The following is a 24,363-nucleotide window of genomic DNA, read 5'->3' on the forward strand; positions in this document are numbered from 1 at the left end:
TCGGCCCGGTGATCGTCAGGCCACGATACGATCTGATATCGAATATCTCAAGCATCGTCGTCCGCCGTCACATCGAACGGCTGCGGGACGTGCTCGATGAGCGTCTGCAGCAGCCCGCCGTCCACCGTGATGGTCTGCCCCGTGACGTACCCGGCGTCGCTCGAGAGCAGGAACGCCACGACGCTCCCGACGTCGGACGGCTCGCCGATCCGCCGCAGCGGGGCGAGGACGCGGCGCTTCTCCGCGAAGACGGGGTCGGCGTACACCGCCGCCGACATGGCGCTGCGGATCATGCCGGGCGCCACGGCGTTGACGCGCACGCCCGCCGGGCCCCACTCCACGGCCGCCTGCCGCGTCAAGGCGACGATCCCGGCCTTCGATGCGCTGTAGAGACCACCGACGACCTGCGGGGTGAACGCCGTCATCGACGAGACGTTGACGATCGCTCCCCCGCCCGCCGCCAGGTGCGGCAGCGCCGCCCGCGAGAGCAGCACCACCGCGCGCAGGTTCACGCGGTAGACCAGATCGAGCTCCTCGACGGGCACGTCGAGCAGCGTGGAGCGCCGCAGCACCCCGGCGTTGTTCACCAGCCCGTCGAGGCGCCCGTGCACGGCGACCGCCCGGCCCACCAGCTCCGCGGCGTCGCCGGTGACGTCGCCCGGCACCGCCGTGCCACCGACCCGCTTCGCGACGGACTCGGCGAGCGCCGCGTCGACGTCGTTGACCAGCACGGCGGCGCCGCGCCGCGCCAGCACCTCGGCGATGCCCTCGCCGATGCCCGAGCCGGCGCCGGTGACGAGAACTGCAGCGGGGCTCACTGCTGGGTGCTCGTGTACGGGTCGGTCACCGTCCACTTCCCGTTCTCGTACTGCGCGACGAGCACGGAGTGCGCACCCGTGTGCCCACCCGGCAGCGGGCCGAACGTGATCGGCGGCAGCAGCCCGGTGTCGAAGTCCTTGAGCGCCTCGGTCTTCGCGACGAAGTTCTTCCAGCTCAGGTCGTCGCCCATCTGGTCGAGGATGTGGAAGAACACCTGGTTGGTGCCGTAGGCGATCAACGCGTTGAGCGCGTCGACGTGGTCGGGCGCCGTGGCCTGCATGGCCGCGCGGTAGGCCTTGACCTGCGGGGTGTCACCCGTCGGCAGCGCGGCCGTCGCGGCGCCGTAGAACCCGTTGGCGGCGGCGCCTGCCGGGCCGACCGCCGACGTCGTGCCGGTGTTGGCCGCCGACGACTCGCCGATGATCGTCGGCTTCCAGCCGAGCTGCTGGGCCTGCTTGAGCACGAGCGAGGCCTGCACCCCGTCGGTGCCGAGCACCAGCGCCTGGGGATCGGCCTGCTTCGCGGTGAGCACGGCCGGACCGACGTTGGTGCTGTTGGCCTCCGTCTTGGCCGTGGCGACCAGCTTGAGGCCGATCTTCTGGGCCTCCTTGGTGAGGCCGTCGAGCACCGCGCTGCCGTAGTCGTTGTCCTGACCGATGTAGGCGACGGTCGTGAAGCCCTTCTTCTTCACCCAGTCGGCGAGGATCGCGCCCTGCTCCGAGTGCGGGGTGGCCAGCTCGAACACCGTCGGCAGGTTCGGGTCGGGCGGCAGGTACGGCCCGAACATCGGGATGCCGCTGGACTTCACCGTCGGGAACGTGCCGGGCAGGCCCGCGGAACCGACGGGCATGTCGAGCGCGAACACCTTGTCCTGCTGCACGAGGCGCAGCACGTTGGCCACCGAGCGCGAGGTGACGAACCCGTCATCGTAGATGACCAGCCGGAGCTTGCGGCCGTGGATGCCGCCCTTGTTGTTGACCTCGTCGATGGAGGCCTGCAGGCCCGCCTTGAAGTCGTTGCCCGCGACGGCCGCGGCGCCGGTGAGCGGCAGCGTCGTGCCCACCAGTATCTCGGAGTCGGTGACGCCCTGGTCGTTGTCTCCCCCGCCGGCGGCAGCGTTGCCGCAGGCGGCGAGCACGAGGCAGACGGCGGCCGCGACGGCCGCTCCACCCCACCTGATCGATCGCTTCATGACGAGGAACTCCCTTGGTCCAGGACGGTGTGCGGCGGGGAGAGCGCAGGCGAGTGCTCGCCTGCGTGGTCGCCCCCGAAGTAGCTGTGCAGCAGCCGGTCGCCGACGGCCAGCTCGCGGCTGGGGGCCTCCAGGCTCACCCGGCCACCGGCGAGCACGTAGGTGCGGTCGGACAGCTGCAGCACGCTGGCCTGCTGCTCGACGAGCAGGAACGTCATGCCGTCGGTGCGCAGCCCGGCGATGACGCCGAACAGGTCGTTGACGACGATCGGGGCGAGCCCGAAGGACAGCTCGTCCAGCACGAGCAGCCGGGGCCTGCCGAGCAGCGCCCGCGCGACCGCGAGCATCTGCTGCTGCCCGCCAGAGAGCGCCGAGGCCCGCTGCTTGAGCCGCGGGCCCAGCGCCGGGAAGACGTCGAGGACCTCGGCGAGATGGGCGGACCAGCGGGCGGCGTCGCCGCGGCGCGCCGCGCGGGCGAGTGACAGGTTCTCGCCGACGGTGAGGGTGCCGAGGATGCCGCGGCCCTCCGGCACGTGCCCGAGGCCGGCAGCGGCCCTGGCCTCCGGTGGCTCACCGCGCCAGGTCCGGCCGGCGAACTCGACGGTGCCCGCGGTGGCCGCCACGACACCGGAGAGCACCCGCATCGTCGTGGTCTTGCCGGCCCCGTTGGCACCCAGCACCGAGACGATCTCGCACTCGTCGACCATCAGCGACACCCCGCGCAGCACCGAGGCACGCCCGTAGCCCGCCTCGACGTCACTCATCCGCAGCAACAAAGCCCACCCCCAGGTACGCCCGGACGACCTCGGGCTGCCGGGTCACCTCGGCAGGCGGGCCGACGGCCAGCACGCGACCGAAGTCCAGCACCGTCACGGTCGGGCACAGCTGCGCGACCAGCTCCAGGTCGTGCTCGATGATCACGATGCACAGGCCGTCGCGCTCGGCGACCCGCACGAGTGGCTCGGTCATGCGCGCGACGTCGACCGAGCTGACCCCGGCGGCCGGCTCGTCGAGGAGCAGTACCCGCGGCCGCGTCAGCAGCGCGCGGACGACCTCGACGAGCTTCTGGCTGCCCAGCGGCATGTTCGCGACGGGCTCGTCGGCGAACCGGGCGAGCCCGAACTCGCCGAGCAGTGCACGCGCCTCCGCGCGGGAGCGCCGTTCGCTGGCCGGCAGCCCGAGCAGCGCGCGCCAGTCGGCGAGCCGGCGGGCCCCGTCGACGCCGAGCATGGCGTTCTCGACCGCGGACATGTCCTGGATGAGCTTGGGCGTCTGGAACGTCCGGGCGACCCCGGCGCGGCTGACCGCGGCCGGGCCCCGCCCGAGCAGCGCCGTGCCCTCCAGCAGCACCTCCCCCGCCTGCGGCCGGACGTACCCGGTGATGACGTTGAACAGCGTGGTCTTGCCGGCACCGTTGGGGCCGATGAGGCCGTTGAAACCGGGACCGGCGGTGAGGTCGATGCCGTCGAGGACCTGGTTGCCCCCGAACGCCACCGCGAGGCCGCGGCAGTCGAGCACGGGATCGGTCACGTCGCGCTCCCTGACGTCGAGGCGCCCGGTCTCGCAGCACTGCCTCGCCGGTGCCGCGATCTACCGCGCAGCCACTCGGCGATCCACGGCACCACCCCGTTGGGCACGAACCGCACCACGGCGACGAGTGCGAGCCCGAACACGAGCCGTTGGAAGGCCCCGACGCTCTGCAGCAGTTCCTGCGTCACGACGAGGAACGCGGCACCGGCGACGGCACCGACGATGCGGTCCGCGCCGCCGACGAGCACGACGATGAGGAAGGAGATGACGAGGGTGGAGTTGAAGGCCTCCGGCGAGACGTAGGTGAGCGACTGGCCGAACAGCGATCCCGCGAGCGCACCGAGGAACCCGCTCACCGCGAAGGCCTGCACCTTGTACTTCACCGCGGACAGGCCCAGCGCCCCGGTGGCGATCTCGATGTCGCGCACGGCACGCACGCAGCGTCCCCAGCGCGTGCGACCGATGTGGCCGAGCACGAGCAGGCACGCCCCGAGCAGGACCGCGCAGAGGTACCAGAGCCCGACGTTCGCCGGGAGGGAGCCCAGGCGCAGCGGCTCGACGGCCATCCCGTTGGGTCCGCCGGTGACCGCCGTGGCCTCGTTGAAGACCTGCCCCATGAGATCGCCGAACGCGAGCGTCGCGATCGCCAGGTAGAAGCCCTTGAGCCGGGCGGCGGGCAGGCCGATGGCCACGCCGACGGCCGCGGCGAACAGCGCAGCGGTCAGCGTGGCCAGCACCCATGGCACGCCGTGGTTGAACAGGTAGGACGCGCCGTAGGCCCCGACCCCGAAGAAGCCGGCCTGGGCGAGCGCGACCTGGCCCGACCAGCCGATCACGACCGTCAGCCCGAGGCAGGCGATGCTGTAGATCGCCACCTGGGTGAGCACGAAGATCGCGTACGCGTTGAGGACGTAGGGCAGCCCGCCGACGAGTACGAGCGTGACCACGACGGCGCCGACGCCCCACCCGGCCGGGCCGACGCCGAGCGGGCGGAGCCGCTCCCGGACCCCGGGCGAACCGGTGTCCGGTGCGACGGCGGCACCGGTCGTGCTCGTCATGACGGCACCTCCGCGGGAACACGCATCCGAGCGCTCATATCTCTCGCACCCCACCCCGTCCGAACAGGCCCTCAGGTTTGATCATCAGCACCGCCACCACCACGAGCAGGGAGACCGCTGACGCGCTCGCGGTCGAGACGTAGTTGCCGACGAGGTTCTCCACCACGCCGAGCGCCAGCCCGCCGACGAACGCGCCGCCGACGGAGGAGAAGCCACCGAGGGTGGCCGCGACGAATCCGGTGAGGATCAGCGTCTGGCTGGTCTGGTCGTTGAGGACGGTGCTCTGCGCGGTGAGCACCACGGCGATCGTCGAGACGACCGTCGCCATGCCCCAGGCGATCCGGAACATGCGCGGCAGCTTCACCCCGAGCAGCCGCGGCGTGACGCGATCCTCGGCGATCGCCCGCATCTGCACCCCGGCCGGGCTGCGGAAGAAGATCTCGAGCCCGATCATGATCGCCGCCGCGACCACGATCGTCACGATCGCCTCGTAGGGCACGACGGTGCCGCCGAGCGCGAAGGACCCGGTCACCGGGGCTTCCAGCGGCCGCGGGTCCGATCCCCACACCAGCGCCACGATGCTGTTGACGAGGAAGAACAACCCGATCGTCATGAACGTCGCCGAGAGGTGGGAGTGGCGCACGATCGGCCGGATGAACCCGCGCTCGACCACGATGCCGAGCACGAACGCGACGGCGAGCCCGCAGCCGACCGCGACGTAGAGGTTCCAGTGCAGCGGACCGACGGCGACCCAGACGAGGAACGCGGGCAACAGGCCCATCTCCGCCATGGCGAAGTTCGGGACGGCGGTCGCCTTCAGCACGAGCACGAGTGCCAGCGCCATCAGGGCGTACGAGCTGCCCAGCTGGAGGCCGCTGACGATCACCTGGCCCACGGGGACACTCCTCTCATCTCGATGATCAGATCTGTGGCCGGTGCGCGAACCCGTTGATCGACAGGGCCCGCTCCGGGCAGTTCTCCACGGCGTCGCCTGCGTCCTGCAGCGCGCCTGCGGTCCGGGCGGCCGGTGCGAGTGGACGTGGGGTCGCGTGGCCGCGCCCGTCCTCGTCGACGAGGTCGGGGTAGGCCGAGTAGCACAGCCCGTGCCCGCGGCACCGGTCCGCGTCGACCCGCAGCACCGGCTCGACCGGCAACGCGTCGGCGCTCACCAGACCAGCTCCAGCCGCGTGACGGCGCGGATGACGTTGCCGTCGGTGTAGTCGAGATCGGGCTCGGCCAGGCGGTACTCCGGGATTCGCGCGTGCCAGGCCTGCACGGCGGCGACGAGCTCCAGCCGGGCCAGGTGCGAGCCGAGGCAGCGGTGGATGCCGCCACCGAACGCCCAGTGCCGGTTACCGCGCCGGGTGAAGTCGACGGTGTCGGGGTCGTCGAACAGCGCCGGGTCGGAGTTCGCCGAGGCGATCCCGAACATCACCACCTGGCCACCGCTGATCGGGCAGCCCGCCACGTCGACGTCGCGCACGGCGCGCCGCTTGCAGCCGGTGACGGGGGTTGCCCAGCGCAGCAGCTCCTCGACCGCGAGCCGCGCGGTGCCCGGGTCCGTCGCCAGCTGCCTGCGGTGCTCGTCGTGGGTGGCGAGGTAGGCCCAGATCAGTCCCATCGTGGCCGTCACGGTGTCGAGCCCGCCCAGCGCCAGCTGGTAGCAGACGTCGAGCAGCTCGTCGTCGGTGAGCCGGACGCCGTCGACCTCCGCCACCAGCAGCCGCCCGATCAGGCCGTCGTTGCCGTGGCGGCGGGCCGCGTCCAGCCGCTCGGCGAAGTACGTCTCCGCACGCTGCGCCCAGTGCTCCTGCAGCGCCCGCCGGGCCTCGACCGTGTCGCCGTGGGGACGCGTCACGCTGTCCTTGAACTCCAGTAGGAAGGCGACGTCGTCGGTCGGGACGCCCAGCAACGTCAGGAAGATCGTGACCGGGAGTGGCCGGGCGAAGTCGGTGACGAACTCGCAGCGCCCGCGCGCCTCGATCCGGTCGAGCAGCTCCCGCGCGTGCTGCTCGATGCGCGGCATGAGCAGCGACATCTCCGCGCGGCGCAGGAGCGGGTCGAGGTAGCGGCGGTACCGCTCGTGCTCGGGGGGATCGATCTGCAGGGGGATCGTCGGTCGCGTCCGGCCCCACGAGACGTTGCCCGCCACGGAGTAGGCGTCGTCGGACAGTGCCCGGACGACCTCGTTCCCGTCCACGATGACCGCGGTGGGCTCGGCACAGCCGGGCTCGTCGAGGAGGAAGACCGGACCGGCGGCGCGCCGTTGCGCGAACCAGCGGTGTGGGTCGCGCGCCCGCTCGGGCACGGAGGCCGGAGGCAGGGGATCGCTTGTTCGCATCGGGTGGCTCCTCGGCCGCATGTCACACGGGGTGACGGAGTCTGGACATCCGATCAGATATCTGTCAAGACCTCGAATGGCCCTGTTGGCGGTCGCCTCGATCGGATATATCCTGTCATTCGATCGGATATGGTCGATCGATCGGATCTGTCTGCAAGGAGCCGCCCGTGACGGACCCAGCGAGTGCCGTGACCACCGAGTCCGGAATCCCGGTCGAGGCCGTCTACCGCGCCTCGGCCGCCGATGCCGCCCGGGCCGACGAACTGCCCGATCCCGGTGCCTTCCCGTTCACCCGAGGCAACTTCGCCGGCGGCTACCGGGACCGGGTGTGGACGTTTCGGCAGTACTCGGGCTTCGGCACGCCGGAGGAGTCCAACCAGCGCTACCGCACCCTGCTGGCGCAGGGCGGTACCGGGCTCTCGGTCGCGCTCGATCTCCCCACCCAGATCGGCTACGACTCCGACGACGAGGAGGTGGCCGAGGAGGTCGGCCGGGTCGGCGTGGCCATCGACACGCTGGCGGACTTCGAGATCCTCTTCGACTCGATCCCGCTCGACTCGATCAGCACGTCGTTCACCATCAACGGCACGGCCGCGATCCTGCTCGCCATGTACGCCGCGCTCGCCGACCGCCGCGGGATCCCGCGCGAGAAACTGCGCGGCACCATCCAGAACGACATCCTCAAGGAGTACGTGGCCCGCGGCACGTGGATCTGGCCGCCGCGCCCGTCGGTCCGGCTCATCGCCGACACGGTCGAGTTCTGCGCCTCGGACTGCCCCAAGTTCAACGCGCTCAGCGTCGCCGGCGCGCACTTCCGCGACGCCGGCGCCAACGCCGCGCAGGAGATGGCGTTCACGCTCGCCGACGGCATCGCCTACGTCGAGGAGGTCGTGCGGCGCGGCCGGATCCCGATCGACCAGTTCGCCCGCGTCATCTCGTTCTTCTTCTACACGCACAACGACTTCTTCGAGGAGGTCGCCAAGTACCGGGCCGGGCGACGCCGCTGGGCGCACATCGTCCGGGACCGGTTCGGCGCCGAGGACGACCGGTCGGCCATGTTCCGCTTCGGCGTCGTCTGCGGGGGCTCGACCCTGCACGCCCAGCAGCCGCTCAACAACGCCGTCCGCGTGGCCTACCAGGCGCTCGCGTCGGTCCTCGGCGGTGTGCAGTCGATGTTCACCGCAGCCTGGGACGAGCCGTTCGCCCTCCCGACCGAGGAGACCACCACCTTCGCGCTGCGGACCCAGCAGATACTCGCCTACGAGACGGGCGTGACCCGCACCGTCGATCCGCTGGGCGGCTCGTGGTTCGTCGAGTCGCTCACCGACGCGATGGACGAGAAGATCCAGACGATCATGGCCGATATCGAGGGCCGCGGCGGCATGGTCGCAGCCATCGAGGCCGGCTACGTGCAGTCGCTCATCGCCGAGGAGTCGCACCACCAGTACCTGGAGATGGCCGACGGGCGGCGCATCGCGGTGGGCGTCAACCGGTTCCAGACCGAGGAGCCGGCCGCCGACGTCGCGGGCTACGAGCTCGACGAGGCGGGCCGGGAACGGCAGCTGCAGCGCCTGGCACAGATCAAGCGCGACCGTGACGGCGCCGAGGTCGAGAAGGCGCTCGCCGATCTGTCGCGGGCCGCCGCCACCGACGACGTCAACCTGATGCCGCTGCTCGTACGGGCGGTGTCGATCTACTGCACCGTGGGGGAGATCGTGAACACCTTGAAGGACGTGTGGGGCGAGTTCCAGGAGCCGAAGGTCATCTGATGAGCGCAGACGCAGCCGGTTCCGCACCGGCGACTCCCCCACGCATCCTGCTGGCCAAGCCCGGCCTCGACGGCCACGACCGCGGCATCAAGCTCATCGCCAGGGCGCTGCGCGACGCCGGCTTCGAGATCATCTACACGGGGCTGCGGCAGCGGCCCGACGTCATCGCCGCCACCGCGATCGCGGAGGACGTCGACCTCGTCGGCCTCTCCGTGCTCTCCGGCGCCCACCTCGGCCTTGCCGCGAAGACCATCGCCGCGCTCGCCGCGCGCGGCGCCGAGGACATCGACGTCGTCATCGGCGGCACCATCCCGGCGAGCGACGTGCCCAAGCTGCACGAGCTCGGGATCGCCGACGTCTTCCCGACGGGCACCCCGCTGGAGGACGTCGTGTCGCGGATGAGCAAGCGCGTCGGCCTGTAGGTGCCGGGACCTGTCGGCCGACATCGCATACCGTCACCAGTCCTCGCACACGTTCCAACCCCTGCGAACACGGGAAACGGTGTGCGAGGTCGGCAGAGCCGCACCAGCCGCGGACATCAGCCGGCGAGGAGGGGTCAGCGGCCGACCCAGTCGGGGGCCCGGCCCTCCTTGAAGGCGCGCTGGCCCTCCTGGCAGTCCTCGCTGTCGTAGACCTCGCGGCACAGGTCGTCGGCGATCTGGAAACCGGTGGCGCGCCCCACGTCCATGGCGCGGTAGAAGAACCGCTTGTGCGCCCGCACGGTGAGCGGCGCGTTGCGGGCGATGGCCCGCGCCAGCTCCATCGCGGCGTCCATGAGCTGCTCGCGCGGCACGACCCGGTTGACGAAGCCGACCTCGTAGGCGCGCTGCGCGGTGATCCGGTCACCCGTCAACAGCATCTCCAGCCCGATGCCCGCCGGCATGCTCCACAGCAGGGGCACCGCCCACGGGGCAGCGCGGCCCACGTGCGCCTCGGTGATCCCGAACGTGGCGTCGTCGGCAGCGACGCGCAGGTCGGCGCGCAGCGCCACCATGAACCCGCCGGCCAGCGCGTACCCGTTCACCGCGGCGATGACGGGCTTGTCGACCTCCCAGGCGTAGGTGGCGCTGGGGTAGCGGGCCGGGCCGGTGCGCGCGACGTCGGCGATGTTCTTCAGGCCGCGCTCGGCGAACTCCTTGAGGTCGCCACCCGCCGAGAACGCCTTGTCGCCCGCCCCGGTCACGATGGCGACGCGCGCGGAGTCGTCGGCGTCGAACTGGCGCAGCCCCTCGGCGAGACGCGCGTGCAGTTCGGTGCTGAGCGCGTTGCGGCGCTCCGGCCGGTTCATCGTCAGGATGGCGACCTCGTCGACCACCTCGTAGAGCAGGACATCGTCACCGTAGAGAACCACGTGATGCGACCTTTCGGGTCAGGGCTGGTGTCGGTTTCGGAGCGGGGCGAATCCGCCGCGCAGGGTGCGGCTCGTACCGTCGTGGCCGACGACGGACTCGGCGAGCGCCGAGGCCGCCAGCAGCGCGTCGGCGTCGAGCCCGGTGGCGACGCCGAGCGACTCGCACAGGTAGAAGAAGTCCTCGGTGGCGATGTTGCCGGCGGCGCCCGTGTGCCCCGCGAAGGGGCAGCCACCGAGCCCGGCGATCGCCGCGTCGAACCGGCGCACGCCGGCCTCCAGCGCCGCGAGGGCATTGGCGATCCCGACCCCGCGGGTGTCGTGCAGGTGCAGGCGGATCGGGGTGTCGGGATAGGCCGCACCGACCGCCGCGCACACCGTCCGGATCTGCTGCGGGTTGGCCCACGCCATCGTGTCGGCGAGCGCGATCTCCGCGATGGGCAGGCCCGCGTCGGCCGCTGCGGCGTGTGCGGTCGCGACCAGCTCCAGCACGTGGTCGAGCGCGACGGGGCCGCCGAAGTTGCAGCCGAACGCCGCCGCGATGTTGAGCTTCACCGGCAGCCCGCGCTGCGCGTACTCAGCGAGCAGTCGCCGGTTCAGGTCCAGGAAACCCTCGTCGTCGGTCTCCCAGTTGGCCCGGGTGAACTCCGGGCTGGCCGACAGCGTGACGATGCCGGTGAGGGTGAGGTTCGCCGAGCCCGCGGCGCGGGCGAAGCTGCCGGGGCTGAACCACAGCCCGCTGTAGGTCACCCCGGGACGGGGGTCGATCAGCTCCATGACGCGGTCGCTGTCGGCCAGGTGCGGCATCGTGCGGCGGCTGACGAACGACACGGCCTGGATCTCGGTGACGCCGGTCCGCGCCAGCGCGTCGATCACTGCCGCCTTGCCGTCCGTCGGGAGCTGCCGCTTCTCGAACTGGAAGCCCTCGCGGGGCCCCACCTCCATGATCTCCACCCGGTCGCCGGTCACGCCGCTCATCCGTCCTCCCCCAGCACCATCCGGACGTCCAACGCCACCGCGCCGGCCCCGGCGGGCAGCACCCGCAACGGGTTGATCTCCGCGGCCCGCACCACGCCGTCGTCCACATGGGAGGCGAACGCCAGCACCGCGGCGACCGCGGCATCGACCGCCCATGCGGGGCCGGCGGGCCCGGACGCGCCCAGCACCCGGCCGATCCGCAGCCCGGCCAGTGCCGCACGGACGGCACCGGCATCCGTCGGGAGCAGCAACGTCGCGACGTCCGGGTCGCGCTCCACGTCACTGCCGCCCGCCCCGACCATGAGCATCGGTCCGAAGCGCTCGTGCCGCTCGAAGCCCACGAACAGGTCGAGGCCCGCCGGGGCCATGGCCTGCACCAGCACCCGGGCGTCGGGTGGCGCGTCGGCGAGCAGGGCGGCCGCCCGCTCACGCACGGCCGGCGCAGCGACGCCGAGCACGACCCCACCCGCCGCCGCCTTGTGCAGCTGACCCATGGCGAGCAGCTTCAGCGCCACCGGGCCACCACCGACCGCTGCTGCCGACTGCGCGGCGGCGGCGTCGGCGACGACCGCCTCGTCGAGGAACGGGACACCGACGGCTGCGAGCGCGGTCCGCGCGTCGTCGTGCAGGAGCACCCGCGAGCCTGCCGGGACGGGCCGCGCGACGCCGGCCACGTAGGCGCGCACCCACGCGGGGTCGACGCCGGCGCGAGCCGCCGCCCGGGCCGCGTGGGCACCGGCGAGCCCACCGAAGACCGCACGTGTGGACCGCAGCACCAGCACGCCCGCGTCGCGCAGCTCCGCCTCGGTCGCCGCGGGCAACGGCGATGGTGGGCAGGCCAGGAAGAGCCGGTGCGGCTGCTGCCCGGCGAGCACGGCGAACTCGTGGCTGCGCGCGTCGGTGGCGTGCTTGAGCAGCGTGACGAGGTAGGTCAGCGGGGCCTCCGGGGCGGCATCGGCGAACGCCGTGAAGACGTCGTGGACCCAGCCGTCGACTCGCGACTCCCCGGTGATGTCCAAGGGGTTGTGCGGCTCGGTCATCCGCATCAGCCCGGCCAGCCGCTCCCGCGCCGCCGCCGGCAGCGGCGCCATCGTCAGCCCCGCGGCGTCGGCGCCGTCGGCGAGCAGCGCCGCCCCCGCACCCGAGGTGGACATGGCGAGCACCCCGGTGTCCGCGGGCAGGGTCCGGCCGGATCCGAGCACGGCGAGGGTGGCGAGGAAGTCCTCCAGGTCGGCGGTCACCGCGACACCGGCACGCGCGCACCACGCCTGCAGCGCCTGCGCGGGGTCGGCGACCCGCGACGCGTGCAGCTCGGTCGCGTGCCGACCGGCGGCGCTCGCCCCCATCTTCAACGCGACGACGGGGGTGCGGGGCCGGCCCGGTCGTTGCGCGGCTACCAGCACCTCCAGCAGCCGCGCCGGATCCTCCAACCCGTCGAGCAGCAGGCCGACCACGGCCACGTCGTCGTCGGCGAGGAACTCCGCGACGTAGTCGGGCACGGCGAGGTCGGCCTCGTTGCCGGTGGCGACGGCGTAGGCCAGCCCGACGCCCAGCCCGTCGAGCGCCGCGATGGCCGAGCCGAGCACGGCGCCGCTCTGCGACACGAGCGCGACCCGCCCCGGTCGCAGGACCATCCCGTGCGAGGTGTTGAACCCGATCCGGATCCCGGCGCGCGCGTTCCACAGCCCGTTGGTGTTCGGGCCGACGACCCGGGTCACCGCCCGGACCTGCGCGGACAGCCCGAGGTCGGCCGTGGCGGTGGCGGCACCGCCCTCACCGAAACCGCTGGACGCGACGATCGCGAACGGCACCCCGTGCTCGGCGCAGTCGGCGAGCGCCTGCGCGCACGCCGCTGCCGGCAGCAACACGTAGGCGAGATCGACCTCGGGGACATCCCGCAGCCGTGCGTAACAGCGCCGCCCGGCTATCTCGGCGCGGCCCGGGTTGACCGGGTACACCTCGCCGATGCCCTCGCTGCCGAGGATGTTGTGCAGCGCATAGCCGCCGAGCGAGTCGGCGCGGTCGGTCGCGCCGATCACCGCGACCGAGCGGGGTGTGAACAGCCGCCGCAGCGACGGCCGGGACGCCATTACCGAAGGAACGTCAGCCACCGAAGGCACTCTTGAACCCCGCGATGAGGTCGGGGGCGGCTGCGGAGACCTCGGCGGGCTGGTAGCCGTAGGGCTCGGTGGGCAGCTTCCACCACGGCTGGTTGGTCACGTCGTTCGTGAACGGCACCGACGACCGGGCGGGCACGGCCCCGTTCTTCTGGCTGTACTGCTTCTGCACGGCGTCCGACAGCATGTAGCTGATGAACAGCTTCGCCGCGTTCGGGTGCTTCGCCCCGGTCGGGATGCCGGATCCGACGGGGATGAGGTCAACAGGTGTCGGGAAGACGATCCGCACCGGCGCGCTGTGGCCGAGCAGCTCCAGCGCCGTGGTGCTCGCGAACGGCCACGCCATGTCGGACTCGCCCGATGCGATGCTCTCCCCCGCGGGCCGCGACGCCGGGAAGACCGTGATCTTGTCCGACTTCAGGTCCGAGACGAACGCCTTCCCGTTCGTCGTGACCATGTCGTAGAACGAGACGAGCGGGGTACCACCGGCCGCGGGTGAGATGACGGCCATCTTCGTGTTCGCGAACGTCGGGTCCAGCACACCCTTCCAGGTGGCGAGCTTCGCGACCTGGGCATCGGAGAGTCGATCGGGCCGGTAGAGGAAGCCCATCGCGATGTTGTACTCGGGGAACCACAGGCCCGGGTTCGGCGAGGCGAGGTCGGTGATACCGGGGGGCTGGTACTGCTGGAAGGCGCCGGAACCCGCGAGCTGCGACAGGATCCCGGGGTCGCTGTTCTCGAAGTAGTCGGGCACGTCACCGGTGCGCCTGCCGGTGGTGAACCGCTGCGCGAGCTCCGCACCGGAGGCCTGCACGACGTTGAGCTTCACGCACGGCACCATCTGCTTGAAGCTGTCGACGACGTCGTTGGCCGACGGCGTCACGTTGATCTGGTAAAGCTGCAGCTGCCCCTCCTGGCACGCGGCCGCGACCACCGCCTTGTCCAGGCCGGGGATGACCTTGCCGAGGTTCGCGAACTCGGTGTCGCCGCTCGACGCCGTCCCACCGCCACCGCCGCCGTCGTCGGCGCAGGCGGAGACGCCCGCCGCGGCGAGCACGGCGACGGCGGCCGCGAGCACCTGGCGCCGGAACCGGGAACGGAGTCGGGGAACGAGCAGATCGTGCGGCATGGGCTGGCCATCCTCATCGATGGATCGGCGGTCAGGGGTTCTCGGGGCGCTCAGTGCTCTCAGGCGTGGCGAGGTAGCCGAACGCCTCGTCCGGTTCGAGGTGGATCGTCACGATGTCGCCGATGCCCGCGACGCCGGCGTGGTCCTGCACGCGGCACTCGATCCCGTCGGCACCGTCGATGCTCACGACGTACTCCCACGTGGTGCCCAGGAACGCGAGTGCGGTGACCCGGCCCTGCGCGGTGGGCCGGTTGCGGCCGCTCGCGCTGAGCCGGGCGGTCTCGGGCCGGAACGCGACGGTGACGGGCTCGCCGGCGCGCGGCGTCCACCCCGGCGCGGCGACGAACGCGACGGTGGCGGCGCCCGTTCCGATCGCCATCCGGGGTGCGCGGCCCGCGGTCCCGATCTCGCCGACGACGCCCGCCAGCGTGTTGCGGGCGCCGAAGAAGCGCGCTCCGATCAGCGTGGCGGGCGTGCGGTAGATATCGACCGGGGTGCCCAGCTCGACGAGCCGCCCCTGCCACATCAGTCCGATGTGGTCGGCGACGGCGAGCGCCTCGTCCTGGTCGTGGGTGACGTACACGCACGCGAGGCCGGAGCGGGTGATGCTCTGGCGCACCTCGTGGCGCAGGTCGAGCCGCAGCTGGGCGTCGAGTGCCGACAGCGGCTCGTCCATGAGCAGGATCGACGGGTCGCCCGCGAGCGCCCGTGCGACAGCGACGCGCTGTTGCTGCCCGCCCGACATCTCGCCGGGCCTGCGGTCGACCAGCGCACCGAGCTGGTAGGAGGTGAGCAGCTCCACCGCGCGCGCTCTGGCCTCGGCGCGGCCGAGCCCGCCCTGGCGCTGGGCCACGAACGCCACGTTCCGCGCGACCGTCATGTGCGGCCAGAGTGCGTAGTTCTGGAACACCATGCCGACCCGCCGCCGGCTGGCCGCCACGCGGCGGCGCCCGTCGTCGACGACGTGGCCCGCGATCTCGATCGTGCCGGCGTCGGCGGCCTCCAGCCCGGCCACGCAGCGCAGCGCCGTCGTCTTGCCCGATCCGCTCGGGCCGAGCAGGGCGATCGTCTGGCCCTTCTCCACCGAGAACGACACCCCGTCCAGCGCGGTGAACGAGCCGAAGCGCTTGCGCAGCGACCGCACCGACAGCACCGCCGTCGCGCTCGATCCGGCGTCCGTCGCCATCACACCAGTACCTCCTTGACGCCCACGTCGACCCGGGTGGCCGCGACCCGGCGACGCCGCGGGGCGCCACCGAGCAGCCGCAGCGCGAGACGTTCCAACCCGCTGGTGAGGACGACGACGGCGGCGCAGAGGCCGACCTGGACGACCGCCAGCGGGAAAACCGCAGGGCTGAAGCCCTGGTCGAGCAGCACGAAGTTGAGCACCGACACCGTCACGGACGGGCCCTGGTACAGGAAGATCAGGACGTCGACCTCGAGCACGGACAGGACGAACAGCGTCCGCCAGATCGACACGAGGCTCGGCAGCGCCATCGGGCCGATGACGTGCAGCAACCGCCGCCACATCGGCGCGCCGCCGACCGCGGCAGCCTCGTCCAGCTCGACGCCGATCCGTTGCATGGCGGCCACGCTGGTGCGGACCCCGACCCCGAGGAACGTGAGCGTCACGACGCAGACCAGCAACCAGAAGTTGGCGATGCGGTGCAGGAACGTGACGTCGGCGATCGTCCACAGGAACCCGAACGCGAGTGCGAGGCGTGGCACGGCCAGCGGCAGCGACGCCGACGCGTCGAGCAGCCGCGACAGCACGCCCTTGGTGCGCACGATGGCGTAGCCGAGGAGCAGGGCGAGGAATGCGCCGACGGTGGCGACCACCACGGACAGGACCACGGTGTTCTGCAGCGCCAGCCGGGTCGTGTCGCGCGCGAACAGGCCGCTGTAGTTGTCGAGGGTGAACACCGAGGCCGTCAGCTCCGGCGTGATGAAGTGCATGAACGACACCAGCACCAGCGCCCCGATCGGCAGCACGACCGTGATCAGGAAGTACAGGCCCATCAGCACGAGAAGGGGCCAGCGCCACCGACCGAGCGACACCGTGGAGGTCCGGCCCGATGCCCGCCCGGCACCGCGGGTGACCGCGGCCGAGCGGGTCTGCACCCGCCACAGCAGGACGAACGCGACGGCGCCGACGACCAGCAGGAGCAGGCCGAGCGCGTTGCTCTCCGCCACCGGGATCTGGCCGGTGACCTCGCCGAGGTACATGTCGACCGGGATGGTGTGGATACCGGCGGGCTCGCCGAGCAGCAGCGGCACCGAGAACGTCTGCAGCGCGAAGGAGAACACCAGCACGAACGACGTCACGAGCGGCACCCGGATCGACGGGATGGTGACGTGGACGAGCAGCCGCCACACCCCGCAGCCGTGGATCAGCGCCGCCTCCTCGTCGTCGGTCGGCAGCGACGCGAACGGGCCGGCCAGCACCAGGTAGGCGAACGGCACGAACACGATCGTCAGCACGAACACGAGGCCGACCGGGGAGCGGATGGCGAGCAGGTCGTTGCCGTCGCCGACCGTCGCGGCCCACCAGTGGTTGAGGAACCCGGCCCGCGGCGCGAGCAGCGCCGTCCACGCGGTGGCGGCGAGCACCGGTGGCAGCGCGAAGCCGGAGATGAGGATGGCCTCCCACACCCGGGCACCGCCGACGCGCACGCGGTGCACGAACCACGCCATGGTCGCGGCGAGCACCGTGGCGAGCGCCCCGGCGACGGCGGAGAACAGGACCGAGTTGGTGATCTCGGTGAGGTACGCGGTGGTGCCGAACACCTTCGCCAGCGCGGCGAGCCCCGACTCCGACGGGTCGTACGGCACGAACGTCCGGAAGATCAGGAACCCGATCGGCACGATCGTGAGCAGGAACAACACCACACCGAGCAGCCGCACCACCACCAGGCCGGGCTCCGGTGCGCGCCGCACACGAGCTGCGGTGGCCCGGTCGCCGATGGCGGCCGTCGAGCCGTAGGTCTTCATCGTCCTCCGACCGGAAAGGTAGGGAAAATCTACGATGCCTGATCGGATATCGCAAGATGTTGGGACGGCTGAATCTCAGGGCTGCCGGCTCGTCCGGGGCCGAGCGCCTCATGGAACCTTGTGGCTGTCAGGCGGTCGCTGCTGAGCGCCTCACGGAACCTTGTGGCTGCTCCCGTCGCGACAGAGCGCCTCACGGAACCACGAGCCCCAGCAGACAGCTCAGCTGATGCCGGCGATGTGCAGACCCCCGTCAACCCGCAGCGTCAGCCCCGTGAGGTAGGACGATGCCGGTGCCACGAGGAACCCGACCGCGTTGGCCACGTCCTCAGGTGTCGCGAGCCTGCCGACGGGTATCCGCCGCTCCCGCTCGTGGCGCGCTTCCGGTGTCAGGATCCGGCGGGCGGCGGGCGTGTCCACGGCGCCGGGGCACACGGCGTTGACGGTGATGCCACGCGGCCCCAGCTCGAACGCGAGCGAGCGGGTCAGCCCGATGACCCCGGCCTTGGCGCTGCCGTAGGCGATCTGCCGGGCGTTCACCAGCTCGGCCGACATCGAGGCCATCATGACCACGCGGCCGTAACCGGCGGCGACCATCGCCGGCACGACCTGCTGCGTGACGACGAACGACCCGGTGAGGTTGATCTCGACGATGCGCCGCCAGGTCGCGAGGTCCAACTCGTCGAGGGGGGCGGCGTGCGCCAACCCCGCCACGTTGACCAGCGCGGACGGGTCGCCCGCCGCAGCGCGCAGCGCGTCGTGCGCCGCCGCCACCTGGTCGGGGTCGGTGGTGTCGGCGACCAGCGCGACGGCGCTCCCCCCGGCGGCCTCGACCGCGTCAACGGTCGCGGCGGCCGCCGCCGCGACCACGTCGAGCACGCCGACGACCGCACCCCGCTCGGCGAGGTCGAGCGCGACCGCGCGACCGATCGCCCCGCCTGCCCCCGTCACGAGCGCGACCTGGCCGGCGAGCGGCCGGGCGGCTCCCGGCGCCCCGCCTGCGGTCACGGCCGCGCCGCCGGGGCCACGGGGCGGGTCAGCACCACCGGATAGGTCGCGTACTGGGCGCGCAGCGAGTCCGGGTTGAGCGTCGGCGCGCCCGCCGTCCGCAGGCCTGCCGCGTACAGCGCGGTGACGATGCGGGCGAGCATGCCCTGCACCGTCTCGCCCGCCCGGTCCCGAACGGGTCCCGAACCGGCGGCCAACTGCCGGCCGGGGCAGTTGTGCGCGCCGGAGGAGAAGCTCAGCCCGAACGCCTGCGACGCGTTGCCGGTGGCGCGCCACGGGTCGAACCGGTCGGCGCCTTCCCCGTACACGGCCGGATCGCGGCTGGCGCTCAACAGGTCCAGCCCCACCAGCTCGCCACGGTGCAGCGCCCGTCCCGACTCCAGCGTGACGTCCGCGACGACGCCACGGAACGCCGTTGCGGTCGGGGCGTGCAGGCGCAGGGTCTCGGCGGCGCAGCGCGCGACGAAGTCCGGGTCGGCCACCCGCTGCCGGTCCTCGGGGTGCGCGGCGAGCCAGCCCTCCAGGTCGGCGACGGCGTGGGTGAGGCCGTTGCTCGCGGTGTGCGCCGCCGCGATCAGGTAGTGCAGTGCCTCGGTCAGGTACTGCTCGTCGGTCCAGCCGAGCTCGTCGGCATGGGCGACGAGCAGCTCCAGCAGGTCCAGCGGCCGGCCGGCACCCGGCCCGCCCGCGCGACGGCGCTCGAGCGAGGCGGCGAGGAACTCGTCGCGGAAGGCGACCTTCGCCGCCCGGGCCTCCGCCAGCACCTCGGCGTGCGGCCGGGCCGACCAGCGAACCACGACACCGGCGTGCAGCGCCGTCATCAGCTCCGCGAGCCGCTCGACCCGCTCGCGGGAGGTGCAGTCGTCAACGCCGACGACGGCCGTCGCGACCCGGGTGGTGATCCGGCGACCCACGGTGACCAGGTCGAAGGCCCGGTCACCGAGCTCCGCCAGCTCCATGGCCACGATGCCGGGCAGCACGTCGCGGTCGTAGGCCCGCACGACCGGGGGGCGGAAGAGCCGCTGCTCGATCCGGCGGCGCGCGCGGTGCTCGGCGCCGTCGAGTGTGAGCAGTGCACCGCCGAAGATGTCGGGCTTCGCCTCGTCGTAGCTCGCCTGCACGAGCACGTCGTCGCGCTGCAGCGCCTCGTGCACCTCCGCCCACGAGGTCAGCAGCTGGTCGGGGCCTGAGACGTCGACAGTTCCGGACACGGATCGCTCACCCCGACTTCGGCTGCACGAAGTCGTTGTCCAGGAAGGACCACGCCCCGCCGCGGAACTGCGCGACCTTGGCACCCTTCGTGCCGGTGTGGCCGCCGGGCAGCGGGCCGAACGTGACCGGCGGGATGAGCCCCGTCGCCACATCGGAGATCTTCTCCGCCGCGGCCTGGAAGCCCGACTGGCAGACGTCGTGCCCCATCTGGCGCAGCACCTGGAAGAACACCTGGGATGTGGCGTAGTTGATGAGCGCGTAGGAGTTCGTCGCCTGATCGGGGGCGTAGGTCGCCATCGCCGCCCGGTACTTCGTGACGGCGGGGTCGGTCGAGGTCGGGAACTCCGAGACACCGGTCGCGGTGAACCCGTCGGCGGCGGGACCCGCCGGCGCCACCGTGTTGGTGCTGCCCGGCGCCCCGCTCGTCGAGTCGCCACCGACCGGTACGTTCCAGCCGAGCTGGTGCACCTGCTTGAGGATGAGCGCGGTCTGGGCGTTGTCACCGCCGGAGATCAGCGCGTCCGGGCCCGCGGCGCGGGCGTTGAGGACGGCGCTGCTGACGTCGGGGCTGTTGGGGTCGAGCGTCTCCTTGGCCACGAGCGTGACGCCGTCGAGCGCGGCCTGCTCGGTGATGCCCTTCTCCACCGCGTGGCCCAGGTCGTTGTCCTGGCCGATCAGGGCGACCTTCCTCACGCCCGACGCGGCGAGGTGGTCGACGAGCACCCGGATCTGGTCGGTGTGGCTGGTGCTGAGGAGGTAGACGTTGGGCAGGTTCGGGTCCGGCGGCAGTACCGGGCCGAACAATGGGATGTTCTTGCTCTGCAGGTAGCTGTAGCTGCCGGGCAGGTTGGCCGAGCCGCTGGGCCCGAGTATTGCGAACACCTTGTCGTTGTCGACGAGCCTGCGGATGTTGGCCACCGACCGCGCCGCCTCGAACGCGTCGTCGTAGGAGACGAGCTCGAGCTTCCTCCCGTTGATCCCGCCTGCAGCGTTGATCTCCCCGATGGCGGCGACGACACCGGCCTTGGACCCGGCCGCGCCGACGGCGGCAGCGCCGGTCAGTGGCCAGGTCGAGCCGATCCTGATCGTCGTGTCGGTCACGCCCTGCGCGTCGGCGCAGGCGCCGGACGTGCCGGCAGCGGCAGGAGCGGCACCGCGTTGCGCGCAGGCACTGGTCATGGCGAGTGCCACGACGGCCAACGCCACCACGGCGATGTGGGATCTCGATCGGGTCACTGTCGCTCCTCAGTCACTGTCACTCCTCGGGGGGCTCGACGAGCTGGGGGGTCAGCTCGCGGTGCCGAAGTACCGTTCGACGAAGTCACGCCGGTCGCGCAGCCCGACGGTCTCGGGGACCAGTCGCACCGCGCCGCCGCTGAGCAGGTAGACCCGGTCGGCCACCGCCATCACCGCGGCCTGCTGCTCGACGATCAGGAAGGCCGTGCCGGCCTTGCGCAGCTCGCGCACCTGGCCGAGCAGCTCACCGACGATCCGGGGGGCGAGCCCGAAGGACAGCTCGTCGATCATCACCAGGCGGGGCCGGGCGATGAGGGCCCTGGCCAGCGTCAGCATCTGCTGCTGCCCGCCCGACAGGCTCGCGGCGCGGTCGGCGAGCTTCGGGCGCAGCTGCGGGAACAGGTCCAGCAGCCGGTCCCGGTCCGCCTCGACCGCGGCCCGGGAGTCGCGGCGCGTCGACGCTCCGAGGCGCAGGTTGTCGGCCACCGACAGGCCGCCGATGATCCCCCGGCCCTCGGGAACGTGCGCGATGCCGAGCGCGGCCCGGTCCTCGGGCAGCTGGCGGGTCAGCACCGTGTCGGCGAAGGTGAGCCGCCCGGCGAGCAGCGGGACGACGCCGGAGATCGCGCGCAGCAACGTCGACTTCCCCGCACCGTTGGGACCGAGGATCGCGACGATCTCACCCTCCTCGACCGACAGCGACACGTCCCGGATCGCGGCGGCCCCGTCGTAGCCCGCGGTGATGCCCTCAGTCGACAGCAGCAACATCGGCTCCCAGGTAGGCCTCGACGACCTCGGGGCGCCGCAGCAGCTCCCGCGGCTCGCCCTCGGCGATGACCCGACCGAAGTCGAGCACGACGGCGTGGGGACACAGCCTGCTGATCAGCTCCACGTCGTGCTCGATGATCAGCACGGCGAGCTCGGTGCGGTCCACGACGGCACGCAGCCGCTCGACGAGCGCATCGGCGTCGGAGCGCCCGAGCCCGGCCGCGGGCTCGTCGAGCAGCAGCACGCTCGGGCGGCAGACCAGCGCCCTGGCGATCTCGACGAGCTTCTGCGCCGGCAGCGGCAGGTTGGCGACCGGCTCCGCGGCGCGGTCGGCCAGGCCCAGCTCGTCGAGCTGGGCCCGGGCCTGCTGGCGCGCACCGCGGCGGCGCGCCAGCCCGAACACCTCGGCCCACTGCGCGGCGAGACCCTGTCGCCCGTCGAGCCCGAGCAGGACGTTGTCCAGCACCGACGCCACCTTGATCAGCTTGGGGGTCTGGAACGTGCGCCCCACCCCGAGCCGCGCGATCCGGGCCTGCGAGAGCCCGGCCGTCGACCGGCCGTGCACGAGCACGCGGCCCGAGACCGGGGCCACGATCCCGGACAGCACGTTGAGCAGCGTCGTCTTGCCGGCGCCGTTCGCCCCCAGCAGCCCGGTGAACCCGGTGCGGACCTCGAACCCGACCCCGCGCAGCGCGTGGTTGCCGCCGAACGTGACCGAGACGTCCTCGATCGTGAGCGCCGGGTCGGTACCCGCCGACGGCCCGGTCACGGTGCGAGCCCCTCGACGACGGCGGAGCGCCGCCCTCGACCGCCTGCCCGTGCCCGACGCAGCCGGGCGGGCAGGCTCGCGATGCCCAGCGGGAGGAAGCGCATGGTCAGCACGAGCGCACCGCCGTAGACGAACGTCTGCCACGAGCCGAGGTCCTGCAGCACCTGCTGCAGCACCACCACGAGCGCGGCACCGATGACCGGGCCCGCCAGGTAGGTGGTGCCGCCGATGAAGACGATCACGAGCAGCTGGATCAGCAGCGTTGCGGAGAACGTGTCCGGTGTCAGGTACGACAGCGCCTGGCCGAACAGCGAGCCCGCGACGGAGCCGAAGACGGCGCTGACGGCGAACGCGAGCACCTTGAGCCGCAGGGCGGAGATGCCGTTGGCGCCGACCGCGACCTCCATCTCCTTGACCGACAGCAGGCACCGGCCCAGCCCGCTGCGGGAGATCCGCCGGACCAGCAGCAGTCCCAACGCGAACAGGACGAACGAGAGGTACCAGAGGCTGGTGGCCGGGTCGAAGGGACCGAGGGCTACGGGGATGACGGACTGCCCGGCGACCCCGCCCGTGATCGGCGTGGCCGTGACCGCGACGCGCTGCACCAGCTCGCCGAAGGCCAGCGTCGCGATCGCGAGGTAGAACCCGCGCAGCCGCGCGGCGGGGAAGCCGATCACGGCGCCGACGACCGCCGACAACGCGGCCGCCAGCAGGGCGGCCAGCGGCCAGGCGAGCCCGGCGTTCGTGAGGTAGCTGGCGCCGTACGCGCCGATGGCGACGAAGCCGACGTGCGCCAGCGCGACCTGACCCGTCCAGCCCATGATGACCGTCAGCCCCGCACCGGCCAGCGCGAAGATCGCGATGAGGGTCAGCACGAACAGGTGGAAGGAGTTCACCAGTGCCGGCACCAGCGCGGCGAGCACGACCACGGCGATGATCGCGGGGACGACCACGGGAGCGGTCCCGATGCGCGCGTGGACCCCGGTGCGGTCGCTCATCAGACCTCCCGCACGCGGAGGCCGCCGAACAGGCCCTGTGGCCGGACCATCAGCACCACCACGACCACGACGAGCGCGACCGCCGACTTGCTCCCGCTGCCGATGTAGGCGCCCGCGAGGTTCTCCAGCACGCCGAGCGCGAGGCCGCCGACATAGGCCCCGGTGATGCTGGAGAAGCCGCCGAGCGTCGCCGCCACGAACCCGTTGACGATCATCGTCGAGGCGGCGTCGGAGCTCAGCACCGTCGCCTGCGCCTGCATGGTCATCGCCAGCGTCGCGACGAGCGACGCGAGCGTCCACGCCACGACGAGCACCGTCGACACCCGCACCCCGAGCAGCCGGGGCGTGACCTTGTCCTCGGCCAGTGCCTCCAGCCGGATGCCGATCGCAGACCGGAAGAAGGACCGCAGGCCGACCATCAGCGCCAGCCCGACGACGATCGACACGATCTCCGCGCTCGTCACGGTCTGGCCGAGCACCGTGAACGTGGCGTCGTACGGCGTCGAGATCGACCGCGGCTGCGGCGACCAGATCAGGTCGATGGCGCTCTGCACCATAACCATGAGGCCGATCGTCATGAGCACGGTCGCGAAGTGCGAGTACTCGAGCAGCGGCCGGATGAACGCCCGCTCCATGACCAGCGCGAGCACCACCCCCGTGGCCAGCCCGATCACCAGCGCCACCGGGTAGGGCAGGTGCGGCCCGGAGTCGTGGAGCATCCACAGGATGTAGGCGGGCGCGAGCCCGGTGGCCGCCATGGCGAAGTTCGGCACGTCGGTCGACTTCAGCACCAGCACGACGGCGAGCGCGAGCACGCCGTACCAGCTGCCGGCCTGCAGTCCGCTCAGGATCTGCTGTCCCATCCGGACCCTTCCCGCCCCTCGCCGAACGCCGCGCGTTCGATCGGATATCAGATATTCGGTCCTTAGTATGGAGGCGGCGCGACCCGTGTCAAGGCCCCGTCGCCCGCAGGGAGCAGTCCATCCGGCTGCCCGCCGGGCAGGTACCCGTGCGGCGGGGTTTGCCGGCCCGACATCCAGGGGATCTCGCAGTCCGGCACCGGGAAGTCGACCTGTGGCCATCGAACGTCCGGGAAGAGGAAC

The 24,363-nt window shown here is 72.1% G+C and carries 23 protein-coding genes; 2 read left to right on the plus strand and 21 right to left on the minus strand.

Annotation, left to right across the window (positions count from 1 at the left end; translation table 11 throughout):
* Window positions 1-47 precede the first annotated feature (47 nt).
* Genes ACFPFQ_RS35980 through ACFPFQ_RS36015 form a run of 8 tightly spaced genes read right to left on the minus strand, consistent with a single transcriptional unit; the run spans window position 48 to window position 6,940 of the window.
* The gene (locus ACFPFQ_RS35980) at window positions 48-818 is read right to left on the minus strand and encodes an SDR family NAD(P)-dependent oxidoreductase (protein WP_379627047.1); all 771 of its coding nucleotides are present in this window, start codon (window positions 816-818) and stop codon (window positions 48-50) included.
* On the minus strand, window positions 815-2,011 hold the full coding sequence (locus ACFPFQ_RS35985) for an ABC transporter substrate-binding protein (protein WP_379627049.1): 1,197 nt from the start codon (window positions 2,009-2,011) through the stop codon (window positions 815-817). Before ACFPFQ_RS35985 ends, ACFPFQ_RS35980 begins: the two co-directional genes overlap by 4 nt.
* Entirely contained in the window at window positions 2,008-2,775 is a 768-nt protein-coding gene (locus tag ACFPFQ_RS35990; RefSeq protein WP_379627051.1) for an ABC transporter ATP-binding protein, read from the minus strand. Before ACFPFQ_RS35990 ends, ACFPFQ_RS35985 begins: the two co-directional genes overlap by 4 nt.
* Complete coding sequence (locus ACFPFQ_RS35995; RefSeq protein ID WP_379627053.1) at window positions 2,768-3,541, minus strand: ABC transporter ATP-binding protein; 774 nt, start codon at window positions 3,539-3,541, stop codon at window positions 2,768-2,770. Before ACFPFQ_RS35995 ends, ACFPFQ_RS35990 begins: the two co-directional genes overlap by 8 nt.
* Window positions 3,538-4,599, minus strand: coding sequence for a branched-chain amino acid ABC transporter permease (locus ACFPFQ_RS36000; protein ID WP_379627055.1), 1,062 nt, complete (start codon window positions 4,597-4,599; stop codon window positions 3,538-3,540). The genes ACFPFQ_RS35995 and ACFPFQ_RS36000 overlap by 4 nt, the downstream gene beginning before the upstream one ends.
* Before the next feature lie 34 nt (window positions 4,600-4,633).
* A complete protein-coding gene (locus ACFPFQ_RS36005) occupies window positions 4,634-5,494 on the minus strand; it encodes a branched-chain amino acid ABC transporter permease (RefSeq protein WP_379627057.1) in 861 nt (286 codons plus the stop codon).
* A gap of 25 nt (window positions 5,495-5,519) precedes the next feature.
* Window positions 5,520-5,768 (minus strand): ferredoxin, encoded by a 249-nt coding sequence (locus tag ACFPFQ_RS36010; RefSeq protein WP_379627059.1) that lies wholly within the window; start codon window positions 5,766-5,768, stop codon window positions 5,520-5,522.
* Entirely contained in the window at window positions 5,765-6,940 is a 1,176-nt protein-coding gene (locus tag ACFPFQ_RS36015; RefSeq protein WP_379627061.1) for a cytochrome P450, read from the minus strand. The genes ACFPFQ_RS36010 and ACFPFQ_RS36015 overlap by 4 nt, the downstream gene beginning before the upstream one ends.
* Window positions 6,941-7,107: 167 nt before the next feature.
* Here ACFPFQ_RS36015 and ACFPFQ_RS36020 point away from each other — a divergent pair, with 167 nt between their 5' ends.
* Window positions 7,108-8,709, plus strand: a complete 1,602-nt coding sequence (locus tag ACFPFQ_RS36020; RefSeq protein ID WP_379627063.1) for an acyl-CoA mutase large subunit family protein — start codon at window positions 7,108-7,110, stop codon at window positions 8,707-8,709.
* Complete coding sequence (locus ACFPFQ_RS36025; RefSeq protein ID WP_379627065.1) at window positions 8,709-9,131, plus strand: cobalamin B12-binding domain-containing protein; 423 nt, start codon at window positions 8,709-8,711, stop codon at window positions 9,129-9,131. The genes ACFPFQ_RS36020 and ACFPFQ_RS36025 overlap by 1 nt, the downstream gene beginning before the upstream one ends.
* A gap of 134 nt (window positions 9,132-9,265) precedes the next feature.
* Here ACFPFQ_RS36025 and ACFPFQ_RS36030 read toward each other — a convergent pair whose 3' ends face one another.
* The 13 genes from ACFPFQ_RS36030 to ACFPFQ_RS36090 all read right to left on the minus strand — a co-directional run bounded on the left by ACFPFQ_RS36030 (window position 9,266) and on the right by ACFPFQ_RS36090 (window position 24,123).
* The gene (locus tag ACFPFQ_RS36030; RefSeq protein ID WP_379627067.1) at window positions 9,266-10,060 is read right to left on the minus strand and encodes an enoyl-CoA hydratase/isomerase family protein; all 795 of its coding nucleotides are present in this window, start codon (window positions 10,058-10,060) and stop codon (window positions 9,266-9,268) included.
* An 18-nt stretch (window positions 10,061-10,078) separates the two neighbouring features.
* Window positions 10,079-11,035 carry a hypothetical protein gene (locus tag ACFPFQ_RS36035; RefSeq protein ID WP_379627069.1) on the minus strand — a complete coding sequence of 319 codons (957 nt, stop codon included), beginning with the start codon at window positions 11,033-11,035 and terminating at the stop codon, window positions 10,079-10,081.
* Window positions 11,032-13,146, minus strand: coding sequence for an acetate--CoA ligase family protein (locus ACFPFQ_RS36040; RefSeq protein ID WP_379627071.1), 2,115 nt, complete (start codon window positions 13,144-13,146; stop codon window positions 11,032-11,034). Before ACFPFQ_RS36040 ends, ACFPFQ_RS36035 begins: the two co-directional genes overlap by 4 nt.
* Entirely contained in the window at window positions 13,139-14,281 is a 1,143-nt protein-coding gene (locus ACFPFQ_RS36045; RefSeq protein ID WP_379627073.1) for an ABC transporter substrate-binding protein, read from the minus strand. The genes ACFPFQ_RS36040 and ACFPFQ_RS36045 overlap by 8 nt, the downstream gene beginning before the upstream one ends.
* 31 nt (window positions 14,282-14,312) lie before the next feature.
* Window positions 14,313-15,467, minus strand: a complete 1,155-nt coding sequence (locus ACFPFQ_RS36050) for an ABC transporter ATP-binding protein (RefSeq protein ID WP_379627105.1) — start codon at window positions 15,465-15,467, stop codon at window positions 14,313-14,315.
* Window positions 15,467-17,272 (minus strand): ABC transporter permease, encoded by a 1,806-nt coding sequence (locus tag ACFPFQ_RS36055; RefSeq protein WP_379627075.1) that lies wholly within the window; start codon window positions 17,270-17,272, stop codon window positions 15,467-15,469. The genes ACFPFQ_RS36050 and ACFPFQ_RS36055 overlap by 1 nt, the downstream gene beginning before the upstream one ends.
* A 219-nt stretch (window positions 17,273-17,491) precedes the next feature.
* Window positions 17,492-18,277, minus strand: coding sequence for an SDR family NAD(P)-dependent oxidoreductase (locus ACFPFQ_RS36060; RefSeq protein WP_379627077.1), 786 nt, complete (start codon window positions 18,275-18,277; stop codon window positions 17,492-17,494).
* Complete coding sequence (locus ACFPFQ_RS36065; RefSeq protein ID WP_379627079.1) at window positions 18,274-19,488, minus strand: cytochrome P450; 1,215 nt, start codon at window positions 19,486-19,488, stop codon at window positions 18,274-18,276. The genes ACFPFQ_RS36060 and ACFPFQ_RS36065 overlap by 4 nt, the downstream gene beginning before the upstream one ends.
* Window positions 19,489-19,495: 7 nt before the next feature.
* Window positions 19,496-20,725, minus strand: a complete 1,230-nt coding sequence (locus ACFPFQ_RS36070) for an ABC transporter substrate-binding protein (protein WP_379627081.1) — start codon at window positions 20,723-20,725, stop codon at window positions 19,496-19,498.
* Window positions 20,726-20,776: 51 nt separating this feature from the next.
* Entirely contained in the window at window positions 20,777-21,493 is a 717-nt protein-coding gene (locus ACFPFQ_RS36075) for an ABC transporter ATP-binding protein (RefSeq protein ID WP_379627083.1), read from the minus strand.
* The gene (locus tag ACFPFQ_RS36080) at window positions 21,474-22,262 is read right to left on the minus strand and encodes an ABC transporter ATP-binding protein (protein WP_379627085.1); all 789 of its coding nucleotides are present in this window, start codon (window positions 22,260-22,262) and stop codon (window positions 21,474-21,476) included. The genes ACFPFQ_RS36075 and ACFPFQ_RS36080 overlap by 20 nt, the downstream gene beginning before the upstream one ends.
* Complete coding sequence (locus tag ACFPFQ_RS36085) at window positions 22,259-23,260, minus strand: branched-chain amino acid ABC transporter permease (protein ID WP_379627087.1); 1,002 nt, start codon at window positions 23,258-23,260, stop codon at window positions 22,259-22,261. Before ACFPFQ_RS36085 ends, ACFPFQ_RS36080 begins: the two co-directional genes overlap by 4 nt.
* Window positions 23,260-24,123 (minus strand): branched-chain amino acid ABC transporter permease, encoded by an 864-nt coding sequence (locus ACFPFQ_RS36090; protein ID WP_379627088.1) that lies wholly within the window; start codon window positions 24,121-24,123, stop codon window positions 23,260-23,262. Before ACFPFQ_RS36090 ends, ACFPFQ_RS36085 begins: the two co-directional genes overlap by 1 nt.
* Window positions 24,124-24,363 lie beyond the last annotated feature (240 nt).

This window comes from Pseudonocardia sp. GCM10023141 (genome assembly GCF_042653605.1).